A 15,544-nucleotide genomic window follows, 5' to 3' on the forward strand; every position below is an offset into this window, starting at 1 on the left:
AGGGAACGCCTCTACCAGAACTGTTCTTTATTTAGTGTGAGGAGAACATAATGGTTAGATTGAAAGGCGGATTTCACGTTAAAAAGTTGACTGCGACAGTATTCCTACTGGGGACAAGTATCATCACCCTTGAGGTACATACCGACACTGCTATGGCTGCCGATCCTGTAGATGTAGTATGTCCAAACAGGATTACTTTGAATACAGGCAACCTCAAACTTCCCTATTGCAGCAACAAACCCATAGACAAATCAGATGTTACTGTACGACGTGCTGTAATCGTAATTCATGGCACAAACAGGAACGCCGATGATTATTACAAGTACATGGAGGATGCTGCAAACAAGGCTGGGAAGCTCAACGAAACCATTATCTTGGCTCCACAATTCCTTCGAGAAGAAGATATCGAGGCTCGCAATCCTGGCAACGATGTTCCCTTTTGGACGAACAATGGTTGGAAAGAGGGAGATCCATCGTTGTCTACCTCAAGTAACCCGCGACCAGCACAGGTCAGTTCCTACGATGCCACCAATTACATAATGGCAAAACTAGCAGACCGGAACATCTTTCCCAATCTGCAAAACATAGTGATTGCTGGACACTCTGCGGGTGGACAATTCACCAATCGTTTTGCTGCTGGTAGTAAGGAACCGATGGTTGAGTCAACTGTTATCCCGACCCGCTATATCGTAGCGAATCCCTCTTCCTATCTCTACATGGACGAAAAGCGGCGAGTAACAGGGACACTCGATCAGTTTGCAGTGCCAACCGCCGAAGAAACATCTAATTGTCCGGAATACAACGACTATAAATACGGTTTGAATAAACTCAATAGCTACATGCAAAATGTCGGGGTAGACAAAATCAAATCGCAATATGCCCAACGGCAGGTTGTCTACCTCTTGGGTGAGGAAGATACCGATCCTAACGCTGACAGCTTGGACAAAGACTGTCCCGCCATGCTCCAAGGTACACAACGTTTTGAGCGAGGAACTATTTTTTACAATTACATTCAGCAGTATTACGGTTTAGCAATTCAGGATAAGCATACGAAAGTAACTGTGCCTGGTGTTGGACATAGTGCCAATGATATGTTCAACTCTGACCAGGGTATTCAGCAAATCTTTGAGCAGTCCACACCAACCCCGACACCCACACCAACGCCAACCCCAACCCCGACACCAACCCCAACACCCACACCCAGCGGTACTTCGCTTACATTGAAAGTCACCGACGGCTGGGATTCCAAGAACCAAAAGACACTGGTTGGCGACCAGAAAGTCTACTTAGCACAGAGTAGCGATAATGACAGACTAGACTTGGAATCCAGACAATTCTGGTCGTTCCAGTTCCAGCCGAATGTACCAACAAATGCCACTATCCAGTCAGCAAAGGTCTACGTAGAACACTATGAAGAAGAGGGAATATCATCCAACTCCGTTCAGTTTGAGGTTGGAGTCGGAGCGTTGAAAACCCCCACGATTGTGGCGAAGCAATCCATGCCAGTGCTGTCTGGAGAGTCGAACGAGCGCACTGTGAACTGGGATGTGACACAGGCAATCAACACGCCTGCCAAGGCTAATGACCTCAAACTTGTCGTGCGTAACACTGGCACAAACGGCAAGAAAATCAAAATTGACCGGGTCTACGTGGTAGTAACCTACAGCACTAGTACCTCTAGAGTGAACAACACACCCCTACTCGCGGTGTCCGCCATCCCAGTTATGGGCATGATGACTGTAGCGTTCAGCCTCAGCCGTCGACTAAAAGCGTAGCACCGTTAGGAGAAACCGCGAAAAGGGTTTGCTCCTCTAGCTAGCTTTGCCGCTCTAGTTTTTTCTACTGTTGTTGTTCGGGTTGTTCTGTTGATTGAGAATCATTTTCTGCGTCAATTTTTTGGGTATTTCCTGCTTTTACCCAACCTTCTTGATCGCTATTTTCTAAGCGAATTTTTTGCCAAGTTTTATCACTATTTTCTTCTAAAACTATGACTTTTTGATTATGAGCTACTCCACCAATGCTTTCTGCTTCTGGTGTAGGTTCCTTCCGTAAAGTTAAGCCTTGTTGCCAGGTAACACGAGCTTCATAGGCTCCTGGTGGCAATGCTGCTGGTGATTCTTCTTTCTTTGATATTTCTGTGGTATTGGAAGTTGATGAAGTAGATTCTTCTAAAGAAGCTTCAGTTGAAGAATTAGGTGTAGTGTTTGATGCTTGATTTGGAGATTGCTGAACTTGTACTTTTGCTATAGGTTTATCATTGGCAAAGATTGGTTTGGGAGGGGTCATGGAAACTCGATTCATGAAATAAAGTGCCGTTGCAATTCCGCCACCAATTAAAATAGCGATCGCCAATAAAATCCCAAGCGTATATTTTAATATTTGAGTCAACATATTTACAATTTCAGCAGCAAAGTTAGGAGTTAGTAGATTCAGTGTGAATAAACGTATTTTTCGTGGTGACTGTTAGTGGATAGTGGTTAGTGGTTAGTGGTTAGTAGATAGTGGTTAAAAACCAACTACTGTACGGGCGAACGTAACAGCGCCCCTACTAACTACTAACTACTAACCAATGTACAGACGTGCCATGGCACGTCTCTACAACTACTAACTGACCTGATATTTATGTTTACTCACACCTAGTCAACTTACTAACTCGCTATTTTAGCTGGCGTTGTATGCGATCGCTTAAAGGACTGTGTTTAGAAGCTAAACGTGCTCTGCCAGCAGCAGCCCATTCTTGCAGTTGCTGAATTTGCTCAGTGGCAGTACGGGCCAGGGGTATAATTTGGCTGGCAGCTTCTAAAATGTCGTCGGTAGTAAAGTCGCGGTTTTGGCTAAAGCCGATGTGCATGGCTTCAATTAAAGTTTGTTCTATTTCCGCCCCAGAAAAATCGGGTGTTTCGTATGCTAACCTGTCGATGTCGTAACTTTTGATGTTATGGGCACGCAGGCGCGACAAATGCACGTTGAAAATTGCTTTTCGTTCTTCCTGGGTGGGTAAACCGACGAAGAAAATTTCATCAAATCGCCCCTTCCGCAGCATTTCTGGGGGTAAGGCTTGGATATCGTTGGCAGTAGCGACGACAAACACGGGTGAGTTTTTTTCGGATAGCCAGGTAATAAATGTACCAAACACGCGGCTAGTTGTTCCCGCATCTCCTTTGCTACCAAGTCCAGAAAAAGCCTTATCTATTTCGTCTATCCACAATACACAAGGAGCGAGGGCTTCGGCTACTTGAATCATTTGCCGCGTGCGGGATTCCGATTCACCCACCAACCCGGCAAACAATCGTCCTACATCTAGGCGGAGTAGGGGTAGATGCCAGTGGTGAGCGATCGCTTTTGCGGTTAATGATTTTCCAGTTCCTTGAATACCCACCAACAGCAAACCGCGCGGGTGAGGTAAACCATACTGTCGAGCTCGTTCAGTAAATGCGCCTCCCCGACGAAGCAACCAGTCTTTCAGGTTATCTAGTCCTCCGATATCAGAAATCTGCTCAGTGGCGGGGATAAAATCAAGAATCTGGGTTTGGCGGATAGTTTGGCGCTTTTCTTCCAATACCAGTTCCACATCTTCGCTTAGTAGTTCACCGTGGGTGGCGATCGCTCTTGCCAAAACTCGACGAATGCGATCCATACTTAACCCTTGACAAGAGCGCACCAAGTCATCTAAAAACTTACCCGAGGGAGAGTGCCCAGTAGCTAGCAACAAACGTTCTACTTCTGCTCGAATTTCTGTAGCAGAGGGTAAAGGAAACTCCACAACCGTCAAAACTTCTGTTAAATCGTCAGGAATAGCAACTCTAGGCGACAGCAGAACGATATTTTTTGGTTGGGACTTCAGAAGTCTGGCTAAATTGCGGAGTTTACGAGCAATTGCCACATCCTCTAAAAAGCGGTGATAGTCACGCAGCACAAACACCCCTGGTGCATTTGCGGGAATTTTTTCCAAAAATTCTAATGCTTGCAGGGGGTTACGCCGCCCAAATCCCTGATCGTTGGGGTTTCCCTGGTAGCCATCCACAAAATCCCAAGTATATACTGGGCGATTACCCTGATTAGTAGCTTCTTCCTTGATTAATGCTTCTACCCGTTCTTCTTCATAAGTGGGAATATAAATTAAAGGATAGCGGGCGCGCAGCAGGAGTTTGAATTCATCACGGAAGGTCATAAGTAGATGTTGATGAGTGTTTGTTATGTGGTCTTTTATTTGATTCTTGCGGCTACACCAACGAAGCCTGTCTACATCCAAAATAAGACAACATTTGTATTATCCTTCTTCAAAACTTCTGATGATTAGCGATCGCCTGAATAGGGATACATGCACCTCTTGTAAACTTTGTCAATCATTAAATCCTTTACGCAGCCCTTTCAACGCATAAATCTGCTCTTGGTGTCTTAGTGTCTTGGTGTTTCAAAAATTATTTTTTCACCACATAGACGCGCAGCGGTGAACCAGCGCGGTCTTGGGGGTTTCCCCCATGAGCGACTGGTGAACCCGGAGGGCTTCCCGCAGGGTAGGCACAAAGACACAAAGATTACTAAATAACTCTCAAAGCTGACTCTTGGGAATCTCTTCGCGAGATTCGATCACCAATTGCATGGTTTCAACTGCTAAATCGCGTAAATCTTTATTAAGAAAGACAATTCCATTTGAACCAAACCAGCGGTCAAAGACAGCGACATATCGTCGATCGCCTTCTACGAATCCTTGCATAAACTTGTAGAGAGTATAGTTTACCGAGTCGAGGAATTTAGAATTATTCTCGGGAACCATGCAGGCAATACCTTCTCTAGAATAAGGGCGATCGGGTACGACTTGAAAAGCATCTGGGTTTTTCGTTGTTCCCAACCATCCCTCTAAAAGGATACTATCTGATGCGAAAGCATCTATTTTTCCTTGTTGCAAAGCCGCGTATCCTTCTGCCCTATCCTTGAGATATACCAGTTGAGCTTTGGGTTGTACTCGCTTTAGTGCTAGTTCGTTAGTGGTTTGCCCAAGTACACCGATGCGCTTACCAATCAAAGATTGAGGAGAACCTAAATTACTCCCCTTCTTTACTAACAACTGGGTGCCAGTCGCACCATAGCTAACCGAGAAATCCACCTTTTTATCTCTTTCCCAAGTAAAGCTGCTAGCATCGCAAACAATATCGACTTGTTGGTTAAGAATTTTTGGGATTCGTTCCGCAGGCGTTAGTTGTACCAATTTTAATTGGACTTTTTTTCCTAGTTCTTTTTCTAACTGTTCTTTAATCAAATTCAGCATATCTACTGAATAGCCAACCAACTGCCCCTGACTGTTGGTATAAGCAAAAGGAATCGCATCTTTACTAGTACCTGCTGTTAGTACGCCTGTTCGGGCTACTTTTTCCATGACAGTTTCTGCTTTAGCAAGAACAGGTGTCAATGCTGCAAACAAAACACTCACAGTAGCGATCGCCAATTTTTGATACATATTTCAACCTTCCGAATACCATTTTCGGTCGGCTTATTTTACAAGGATGTCAAAAAGTAGTAAAGCTCACTTTTTTCTCTGTTTCAGACAGATTACGATTTTTTAGTTCATAACTCTTACCCTGAAAATTAAGTTTTGTAAGTCTAGCGAAAGAACTATAAAGAACCATATTTATCTTGAGATAGATATACAAATTTGAGAATCATATGTTACTTTATTCTATTAAGTAGAGTAAGTCAGCCTAATCTGGCGAATCGTAATTATTAACGCTGGAGCGGAGGAACCATATTTTGGGGCGTATCTCTTTTGAGAAGGGTATCTCTCAACCCTAGCCCGTCAGCTAACTTCGTAGGCTTTGAGAGGAGACTGAAGAGGCAGCATGTTTGTAATGTGAAAACCTCATCAGTGTCCTTGGCTGGTACTGCTCGGATTTTTGTACCTGAGCTTAACTGAATTGGGGTTGCAATGGCACAACTAAATTTGGCTGCGATCGTTGCAGTAGCTGGGCAGGTAGCCTGGAAAAAGACAAAACCTGTACTTGTCAGGGATGTTGTCTTACTGCCTATCCTTGGTTTCTTGGGAATTATCCTGTTGTGGTGGGTTGTTGCTCTTGTTAACCATGAATTAATGCCCACCCCACCGGAAGCGCTAGCTGCTAATCTGGACTACATTTTAAACCCGTTCTATCAAAGGGGGCCAGGTAACTTAGGGATTGGTTGGTTGTTGCTAGCAAGTTTGCGACGAGTGTTGCTTGGCTTTCTCATCGGTGCTGTAGTGGCTATTCCCGTCGGATTTTTGATTGGAATGTCAAAAGCTGCAATGCTAGCCCTCAATCCCATCATTCAGATTTTTAAACCGGTATCGCCACTAGCTTGGCTACCCATTGCTTTAGCCATCTTCAATTTGGCAGATCCTTCAGCTATTTTTGTTATCTTCATCACCTCCTTGTGGCCGACAATTATTAACACCGCCCTAGGAGTTTCTAGCGTTTCCAAAGATTATTTAGATGTGGCACGAGTGTTGGAAATGCCCCGCTGGCGACAGATTACAAAAATTATTTGGCCTGCAAGTTTGCCCTATATTTTTACAGGTTTGCGAATTAGTTTAGGGATTGCTTGGTTAGTAATTGTCGCCGTGGAAATGCTCACAGGTGGTATTGGTATCGGCTTTTTTGTCTGGGATGAATGGAGTCGTTTAAACTTGAGTTCGGTATTTTTAGCCGTACTGGTGATTGGCTTAACTGGTTTACTGCTTGATTTTGCTGTGGGCAAAGTTGAAGAATTAGTAACTCATCGTCCTAGAACTTCTAACTAACAAAATTTGGTCATACCGAGATGTTAAGTACAGCTTTGCGTGAAAGAGTAGCGATTTGAAACGCAGAGGCTCGCAAAGGAAAACGCAGAGGGGCGCAGAGTCTTGGTACAAAAATTTTGTGCTTGAACTGATCCAATGTTGTAATAAGACGCACTTTAGCTTTGCAACGAGTGCGCCTTTGTTTAAGAGGCTATTTGTGAACAATCGATAACCAAAGCCATGAGTGATACCGATCGCAATTATTGGACTCGACGAGACTTTATCAAGGGAATGGGAGTAACGGCAACAGGAATGGCGCTGTCTTCCTGTGCTATTACTGGGAATACTGGTGCTAAAGGATTAACTGAAGAAGCTTTGGCTGTTGAACCAGTAGTCAGATCCCAAGACTTGGAAAAACCGAATATCACTGTTGGTTATGTTCCCGTTAATGACTGTGCACCATTTGCGATCGCCTGGAAAAAAGGTTTTTTCCGCAAATACGGTTTGAACGTCAAACTTAACCGTGAAGCCAGCTGGGCAACTTCGCGCGACGGTCTTATTTTTGGTCGCCTTGATGCCTCACCTGTGGTATCTGGTGCAGTTACCAACGCCAGAATTGGCGCAGAAGGCGCGCGTCACGCCCCCTTGTGTGCGGCTATGACTATTCATCGCCACGGTAACGCCATGACAATGAACAAAGCCATGTGGGATTTTGGGCTGCGTCCCTGGTACGAGTACAAACAAAAGTATGGCGATCGCGCTTTGGAAGCCTTTGGTCGTGATTTTAGAAACTACTTTGCCAAGCAGCCACCAGAACGCAAAGTCTGGGCGGTGGTGCTGAGTTCTGCCATTTACGAATACTTTATCCGTTACTTATCTGCTGCTGCTGGTGTCGATCCTTTCAAGGAATTTCGCGTCATCATCATTCCTCCACCGCAGATGGTGACAAACGTCCGGATTGGGGCGATGCAAGCCTACATGGTGGCAGAACCTTGGAACACACGGGCAATTACTGGCAACGAAGGCATCGGTTTTACTTTTGCTCAAGGTAAAGAAGTCTGGCTAGGACACCCAGATCGACTACTGGGGGTGATGCAATCTTTCATCGACAACTACCCAAAAACCTATCGTTCCCTTGTGAAGGCGATGATTGAAGCTTGCCAATATTGCAGCAAACCTGAAAACCGTCAAGAAGTTGCCGAAATAATTACAGATCGCTCATTTACGGGTGCAAAACCCAAAAAGCCGGGTGCGCCAATCACCAAGTTTACAGGCCCGGCAATTCTCGGCAATTACAACTATGGTGGCTTTGATGGTAAAAACCGGACTGTAAAAGCTGCTGATACAACTGTTTTTTTCGACATTCCAGATAACATTTCCAAACAACCAAATCAACACTCTACATTCATGTGGAGATCTGGAAGCATTTGGTTGATGACACAAGCTGCGCGTTGGGGACAAATTAAGGAATTTCCTAAAAATGCGGAAAAATTAGCCGAACAAGGTTGGAGAACAGACCTTTATCGAGAAATTGCCGCAGAAATGGGTATTGAGTCCCCAAAGGATGATTACAAAGTCGAACCACCAGAAGTATTTATTGACAATAAAGGTTTTGACCCCAGCGATCCAATAGGGTATCTCAACAGTTTTGAAATTAGAGCCAACGCTCCCACTCGTTTTTACATGTCTTAATTAGCTGCGATCGCAACCAGCCGCGTAGCAATTTGTTACAACACTTTGCTTTTTGAAATAGTAACAAATACCTGAATGGTGATACCTACAAAATAAAAATTTTCGGTTGAGTTTCAGAGTTTTCTAAACATTCTTTTGACTCTTATCTACCGCAGATTGTTAAAAATTCTTCTAACCCTGAGCTTCTCATGACTAAATCTACCTTATCCTCCATGAATCCTAACGAGCGAACCTTCCGCAATACTCCTTTTTTGGAAATTGAGAATTTAGTCAAGGCTTATCCAAGCAACAATAACGGTGACAAATTTGTCGTTTTAGATGATGTGAATCTTACGGTGGGCGAAGATGAATATATTTCTGTAATTGGTCACTCTGGTTGTGGTAAATCTACGCTGTTGAAGATTGTAGCAGGCTTAGAAAAAGCAACTTCTGGCTCAGTACGACTTGATGGTAAAGAAATTCGCAAGCCAGGTGCAGAACGCATGATGGTATTTCAGCACTATTCGCTTTTACCTTGGTTAACAGTGAAGGAAAATATTCGCTTAGCTGTGGATGAAGTGTTAAAAAATGCCACTCGTGCAGAAAAAATTAGCATTGTTAACGAACACTTAGCAATGGTGAATTTAACAGCAGCAGCTGATAAATATCCTGATGAACTTTCGGGCGGTATGAAACAGCGGGTGGGTATTGCCAGAGCATTAGCAATTCGCCCAAAAATGTTATTGATGGATGAACCTTTTGGAGCGCTAGATGCATTAACTCGCGGTAAATTGCAGCGGCAAGTATTGGATATTTGGGAAAACCATCGACAAGCAGTTATGATGATTACCCATGATGTCGATGAAGCTCTTTATATGTCTGATCGCATTGTATTGATGACTAATGGCCCAGCTGCTAAAATTGGGGAGATATTAGAAGTGCCGTTTTCTCATCCACGCGATCGCGCCCAAATGCGAAACTCAAAAGAGTATTACGAACTCCGTAATTACGCTTTGAATTTTTTGGATAAATATTTTACTCAGGATGAGTAAATGGCTCTATCGTCTACAATCGTTTTGTAAGTGGGTAGCCTAATTCAAATCCAACAAATCTGATTTGGAGCGGAGGAACCAATATTTGGGGCTAATCTTGCGAAAACAGTGAAGAGTCAAGAGTGAAGAAATTCCTCAACTTTCCTCATTCTTTCTTCTGGAGAGAGACACCTTCCAGTCTTAGCCCGTCAGCTAACTTCGTCGGCAATGGAAGGAACCCCGAAAACTTTGGCTGTAATAGCAGTTTGTATAGGGGTTTCTTTTACCAATCTGAATCATTAGTCATTAGTCATTGCCCAACAATTGTGTACAGATGACCCTTACGGGTACTCTACCTTGAGCCGCGCTGCGCGCGTCTACGCCGTCGCACCCTGCACCGAAGCCGCCCTGTGGGCGTCTACATGGGGGACTCGGGGCCCCCACGACCGACAGGGAGTGGGGATTGGGGGAGAACAGAACCCCCTATAAGTGCGCGCTGGCTCACAAATGACATAATGACAAATGACAAAATCTAAAATTGGTTAACCCGCTTCTTCTTCGTTGTTTATTTTCTGGGAGAGAAGTGAAAGCTGTGAACATTAAGCCAATGTTAGTGCGTTTGCAAAACGCAATGAGTAGAAATGACCTAATTGAGCAAATGGTATTGCTCTGGAACCCAATAACATCTTTTTGCGAGCAAGCTGAATCTGCTAAATCAATCAATTTGATTGTTGGCTATAACAGTTCTCCTAATAGTCACACAGCCTTGGATATCAGTTTATTGATAGCCCACCAAACACGTCTAGCTACAAAAGCAAACGTTACAGTTCAAGCCGTATACGTGTTAGAAGACTATCAAACTGGTGATTTTTTTGATGTATTGCCAAAAAAAGAAGTCGTTAGTAGTGGATTAACCGATCAGATTCCATTAGACATTTCTGCGAATTCTACATCACAAAGAAGCTGTACCCCCGTTTTAACTCCAACCAATAAGTTCGCAAAAGCTGAGCATATTTTATGGCAAGCACGTTGTTTGGCTGAGGAATGGCAGAGTTCTTTCAAAGCGCATCTGCGATTTGGTTGCATTGCTGACGAACTGAAAAAAGTTGTGATATCAGAAGCTGCTACTTTACTGTTATTAGGCTGCAACTCAGCTAAACATCCAATTGTCAAAAAACTTGGTTCTAATTTCCCTTGTGCTGTGCTGGGTATACCCACTTCTATTGATGGACAATGATATTAAGATAGCTGCTTTTCTTCAAAGTTAGTTTGTGCTATCTCCAAAACTCATTGTAAGCTTTTGAATTGTGCGAATAAGGTCTAAAATTTTTCGCTCATGGGTTTAAATTAGGGTGAATCACTAGTCATAATCATGCTACAAAAAAAGCTATCTAGTATAGATGGCTTTTTTAGTTTACTATCCGAATATATTCATCCTATTTGAGTTGTAAGGATATTCATTGTAGTTGTTGATGGTTAATAGTTGATAATTGATTTAAAGAACAAACATCAACAAAGATATAATGTTTCATAAATAATTTTTGATGAGTATAATTTTAATTTAATTTAGGTAAAATCTTATGGAAAACTGGCAAGCTATTCTGAGTATTTTCACATTTATCTGTGTCATTTTCTTAATCATGACAGAGTGGGTTCATCTAACAATTGCTGCTTTGTTAGGAGCCTTGTTATTGGTATTTACCAACGTCATGACTTTAGAAGATGCGATTGGCTACATAGGCAATAGTCATGGCACACTCGGTTTATTCTTTGGTGTCATGGTACTGGTGCGAGCATTTGAACCGACAAAGATATTTGAATATCTAGCTACTCAGATAGTTCTGTTAGCTAAAGGAGAAGGAAAACGTCTTTTACTAGGGATTGTGGCGATTACTACTCCCATTTGTGCAGTTTTACCCAATGCGACAACAGTAATGTTGTTAGCCCCTTTAATTCCACCAATAGCGGAAGAAGTAGGCATTAATTTTGTTCCATTATTAATTTTGATGGTATTCATTGCTAATAGTGCCGGATTATTAACAATAGTTGGCGACCCAGCAACGTTTATTGTTGGTGATGCCATCAATTTGAGCTTTACAGATTATCTATGGCGCTTAAGTTTAGGTGGAGCGATCGCAGTTCTTACCGTGATGGTAACTCTACCATTTTTATTCCGCAAAATTTGGAAGACAAAACTAGACGATTTAGAACATTTACCACATCCACAAATCAATCATCCAGGTGTTTTAACTGTGGGTGCATTTATAGTAGCTTTCGTGCTGCTGTTTTTTGTGATCGGAGAATCTCTACCAACTCCGATGTCACCAGCTGCTGTGGCTTTATTAGGAGCAGCTTTAGCAATGCTTCTATCACATCAGAGCAAAATTGACACTGTTCACAATATTTTGCGCGATGTAGATTGGAGTACACTAATATTTTTTATGAGTATATTCGTGTTAATTGGAGGTCTAGAAAAAACAGGTGTAATTAGCAGTGTCTCAGGCATATTGTCGGCAATTTTGGGAACAAATATTATTTTGGGTTCCCTGGTTCTACTATTTTTTGTAGGGTTATTGTCTAGCGTAGTTCCCAATATTCCCTTGGTAGTGGCGATGGTGCCTTTACTCAAACAGTATCTTGTCAACGTTGGCTTAGCACCAGCAGAAGTTCTCACACCAGACTTTCAAGGACAGTTTCCCCCAGAAGTCTTACCACTGTTTTACGCGATGATGTTTGGTGCTACTTTGGGAGGCAATGGCACCTTGGTAGGAGCATCATCTAACATCGTAGCGGCAGGAATTTCTGAGCAACACGGACGTCGCATTTCCTTCAAAACTTTTCTGCACTACGGCATACCAGTGATGCTGCTGCAACTATTGACTGCATCATTATATGTTTTGATCCGCTTTTTGCTTTAGGAAGGCAGTAATACAGCGGATCGGCTGGCAGAAGCAAGAAGCCAGGAAACAGAAGAAATATATTATTTTCCCCACTTCCTTGCTGTTTCTATGCAGTGGGGGATTATTTTTGTTCAGATTAAAAGCAAAAACATTAGGGGCTGTAAAACTAGCCCTTTCAAGGTGTAATGTATTTTTCTTGGTGTCTTAGTGTCTTTGTGGTGAAAAAATTGACTTTTGAACCACCAAGGCACTAAGACACAAAGGTGAAAAGTTCAAAATTCGGGAAATTTTTGGAGGATTTTTACTCACCTTGAAAGGGCTAGGGCTGTAAAACCCTGCTATAACTACAGTTCAACCAACGTTAATATATATTTCTATTTTTTCGGGATACTATTTATTGCTTGATGCTTGGATGTTACGCTAGAAAGTGATACTTTAATTTAAGATTTACGGCAATAGCAATATATCGCCGAAATGTGATAAAAAACTCTAAGTATAACAAATCTAAACCTGACAAAGGGCTGGAAATATGAGTTCGCTAGAAGGAGAAGATTTCAATCATAATTTTACAGACTCCATGCCAGGGAGTTTAGTTCAAAGCACAAATAAGCCCGCATTTAGTAATAATTTTAGCGAAATTAGTAGCTTAGAGAAAGTCAGAGATATTCTTTTCGGTGGCCAGATGCGGGAATTGGAAAAAAAATTTACCCGTATAGAAGAGCGGCTGGTGAAAGAATGTACTAATTTACGCGATGAGACTAAAAAACGTTTAGATTATCTGGAAAACTACATCAAAAATGAGGTGGAAGCTTTAACTGAGCAAATCAAAAGTGAACAATCAAAACGAGATGAAGCAGTCAAAGCACTGAGTGAAGATCAAAAAAATATAAACATTTCTTTAGAAAAAAAACTTACTCAGATTGATGAACAAACGTCTATAAAAGGGCGAGAGTTACGCGAACAGATTCTCAATCAATCTCAAAGCTTACAGGATGACATTCGCCAAAAATACGAAGAAATATTGGCGCTGTTGCAACGAGAAGCCCAAGAGTTACGTACAGAAAAAACCGATCGCTCCACTCTTGCTGCTATGTTCACAGAATTAGCAATACGACTTAACTCCAAACAATAAACCTCTTGCAAAAGTGAGTTTTTGAAAATGCAACCACAGATGAACACAAATTAACACAGATGTAGGTGATTGATGATTGGTAATTGGTAGTTTTATTTCCCATTACCCATTACCTATTACCTATTCCATCTGTGTGTATCTGTGTTCGATAATATTCTCTTAGCCGAATTTTACAATAAATTTATACAGAGAAATTGGGTAGGGCAGCACAATTAAAAATTAAATGTGAATTGCGGGGATTTGGGTAATGAGTGAATATTCTCGGAATGAATTAACGCAAAAACCCCCCGAAGTTTCTAATGGCACAAAGCATCAGCAGGACTTCTCTGCTAATAACAATCATATAGAAGCCAGTGATGAACTAAATGAACTTCGCAGTTTGCTTTTGGGTGTTGAATCTACTCAACTTAGCAAGCTATATGAGCGATTAGAAAACCCTCAAATTCAAGCAGAAGATGTCAGTCGTCTGCTTCCAGAAGCTGTGATTTTGCGGACAATCCAAGACAAGCAGCTAGCTGAAGCGATGGTTCCGACAGTTGAGCAAGCGATTCAATCTTCTGTTAAACAAGATTTAAATGTTCTTTCCGAGGCGTTTTTTCCTATTATCGGGCCAGCGACTCGTAAAGCGATCGCCACAGCTTTGGATGAAATGATTCAATCTTTGAATCAAACGCTGGAACATAGTGTGTCACCACAGAGTTTTAAGTGGAGACTAGAAGCGCGACAGACAGGTAAAACATTTGCCGAAGTTGTACTGCTGCGTACGCTGATTTACCGAGTGGAACAGATATTCTTGATCCACAAAAAAACCGGATTGTTGCTGCAACACATACTAGCACCACGAGTAGCTGCTCAAGATCCCGATTTGGTTTCAGCGATGTTGACGGCTATCCAAGATTTTGTCAAAGACTCTTTCAACACCGAAAGAGGTGAGGCGCTGCAAAGTTTGCAGTTTGGAGAACTGACTATTTGGATTGAAGAAGGGCCGCAAGCGGTATTAGCAGGTATTATTCGAGGGAATGCTCCCCAAGAATTAAGATTAGTTTTTCAAGAAGCTATAGAAAAAATCCATCTGAAACTGGGTAGAGAACTTAATGCTTTTACAGGTGAAACAGAGCCATTTATAGCTAGCAAACCCTATCTAGAAGCCTGTTTGCAAGCAAGGTACAATATTCCACCCAAGAAAAATTATGCTTATGCATGGAGTTTGTTGGGTGCGATCGCGATCGCTTTAGGTACATGGGGATTTTTTGCTATTAGAGGACAACTACGCTGGAGTGCATATCTAGACACGCTTAACTCTCAACCAGGAATAGTTGTTATTAAAACCGAACGGCGACACGGAAAACATTTCATTTCCGGAATGCGCGATCCGCTAGCTACAGATCCCAATCTGTTGATGAAAAAAGCAAAAATTAATCCCAAAACAGTTATCAGTCAGTGGGAGCCTTATTTATCATTTGAATCGCAAATAACTGCCAAAAGAGCAAAACAATTGCTGCAAGCTCCCAAAACAGTATCTTTTAAAGTTGATGAAAACCATATTCTTTACGCCAGTGGAACCGCACCGCATCAGTGGATTTTAGAAGCAAGAAAATTATGGCGTTTTATACCTGGTGTGACTCGATATGTTGATAAAGATGTAGTTGAATTAGAACAACAGCAATTGCAGTCCTACAAAAAACAAATTGAGCAAGAAATGCTCTTGTTTTCAGAAGGAACTACAGAATTATTACCAGGTGAAAGCAATAAGTTAGCAAATCTAGTTCCAGCGATCCAGAGAATTTCAACCCTTAGCACATCTTTGGGTAAAGATGTACGGATTGAAATCACAGGACATACAAATACAACTGGAACAGAACAAAGCAATATGATACTCAGCCAAGCCCGCGCCCAGAAAATTTTAGCTTATTTAAAATCCCAAGGCATCAAGACAAGCAATTTTACCACTGTAGGAGTGGGTTCAAATCAACCTGTACCAAGAGCATTAACAGAACAGGATAAACAAGTTAACCGCAGGGTATCTTTTCAGGTATTCTTGATTGATGCCCGTAACTGA

Annotated in this window: 11 protein-coding genes and 2 riboswitches; of the genes, 8 read left to right on the top strand and 3 right to left on the bottom strand. The window is 42.2% G+C overall.

The window, feature by feature from the left end; translation table 11 throughout:
• Nucleotides 1–50: 50 nt before the first annotated feature.
• A complete protein-coding gene (locus FIS9605_RS42745; RefSeq protein WP_026733689.1) occupies nucleotides 51–1,775 on the top strand; it encodes a hypothetical protein in 1,725 nt (574 codons plus the stop codon).
• A gap of 64 nt (nucleotides 1,776–1,839) precedes the next feature.
• Here the strand turns inward: FIS9605_RS42745 and FIS9605_RS0117085 are convergent, their stop codons facing one another.
• From FIS9605_RS0117085 to FIS9605_RS0117095, 3 genes are all read right to left on the bottom strand, one after another.
• A complete protein-coding gene (locus tag FIS9605_RS0117085; RefSeq protein WP_026733690.1) occupies nucleotides 1,840–2,391 on the bottom strand; it encodes an SH3 domain-containing protein in 552 nt (183 codons plus the stop codon).
• 265 nt (nucleotides 2,392–2,656) lie between these two features.
• Nucleotides 2,657–4,171 (bottom strand): AAA family ATPase, encoded by a 1,515-nt coding sequence (locus FIS9605_RS0117090; RefSeq protein ID WP_026733691.1) that lies wholly within the window; start codon nucleotides 4,169–4,171, stop codon nucleotides 2,657–2,659.
• Nucleotides 4,172–4,552: 381 nt separating this feature from the next.
• Nucleotides 4,553–5,458, bottom strand: coding sequence for an amino acid ABC transporter substrate-binding protein (locus FIS9605_RS0117095; protein WP_026733692.1), 906 nt, complete (start codon nucleotides 5,456–5,458; stop codon nucleotides 4,553–4,555).
• A 228-nt stretch (nucleotides 5,459–5,686) separates the two neighbouring features.
• Nucleotides 5,687–5,828: riboswitch (cyclic di-AMP (ydaO/yuaA leader) on the top strand.
• Nucleotides 5,829–5,923: 95 nt separating this feature from the next.
• On the opposite strand from FIS9605_RS0117095, the gene ntrB reads away from it, so the two are divergent.
• The 7 genes from ntrB (at nucleotide 5,924) to FIS9605_RS0117130 (ending at nucleotide 15,544) form a co-directional block, all read left to right on the top strand.
• Nucleotides 5,924–6,772, top strand: coding sequence for a nitrate ABC transporter permease (ntrB, locus tag FIS9605_RS0117100; protein ID WP_026733693.1), 849 nt, complete (start codon nucleotides 5,924–5,926; stop codon nucleotides 6,770–6,772).
• Nucleotides 6,773–6,991: 219 nt separating this feature from the next.
• Complete coding sequence (locus FIS9605_RS0117105) at nucleotides 6,992–8,443, top strand: ABC transporter substrate-binding protein (RefSeq protein ID WP_026733694.1); 1,452 nt, start codon at nucleotides 6,992–6,994, stop codon at nucleotides 8,441–8,443.
• A gap of 188 nt (nucleotides 8,444–8,631) precedes the next feature.
• A complete protein-coding gene (locus FIS9605_RS0117110) occupies nucleotides 8,632–9,474 on the top strand; it encodes an ABC transporter ATP-binding protein (protein ID WP_026733695.1) in 843 nt (280 codons plus the stop codon).
• Nucleotides 9,475–9,515: 41 nt separating this feature from the next.
• Nucleotides 9,516–9,693, top strand: a riboswitch (cyclic di-AMP (ydaO/yuaA leader).
• A 367-nt stretch (nucleotides 9,694–10,060) separates the two neighbouring features.
• Nucleotides 10,061–10,690 carry a hypothetical protein gene (locus FIS9605_RS0117115; RefSeq protein WP_026733696.1) on the top strand — a complete coding sequence of 210 codons (630 nt, stop codon included), beginning with the start codon at nucleotides 10,061–10,063 and terminating at the stop codon, nucleotides 10,688–10,690.
• 343 nt (nucleotides 10,691–11,033) lie between these two features.
• The gene (locus FIS9605_RS0117120; protein WP_026733697.1) at nucleotides 11,034–12,371 is read left to right on the top strand and encodes an SLC13 family permease; all 1,338 of its coding nucleotides are present in this window, start codon (nucleotides 11,034–11,036) and stop codon (nucleotides 12,369–12,371) included.
• A gap of 511 nt (nucleotides 12,372–12,882) precedes the next feature.
• The gene (locus tag FIS9605_RS0117125) at nucleotides 12,883–13,485 is read left to right on the top strand and encodes a hypothetical protein (RefSeq protein WP_026733698.1); all 603 of its coding nucleotides are present in this window, start codon (nucleotides 12,883–12,885) and stop codon (nucleotides 13,483–13,485) included.
• A gap of 247 nt (nucleotides 13,486–13,732) precedes the next feature.
• Entirely contained in the window at nucleotides 13,733–15,544 is a 1,812-nt protein-coding gene (locus tag FIS9605_RS0117130) for an OmpA family protein (RefSeq protein WP_026733699.1), read from the top strand.

Origin of the sequence: Fischerella sp. PCC 9605 (assembly GCF_000517105.1) — a bacterium.
In the GTDB taxonomy this organism is placed as follows: Bacteria; Cyanobacteriota; Cyanobacteriia; order Cyanobacteriales; family Nostocaceae; genus PCC9605.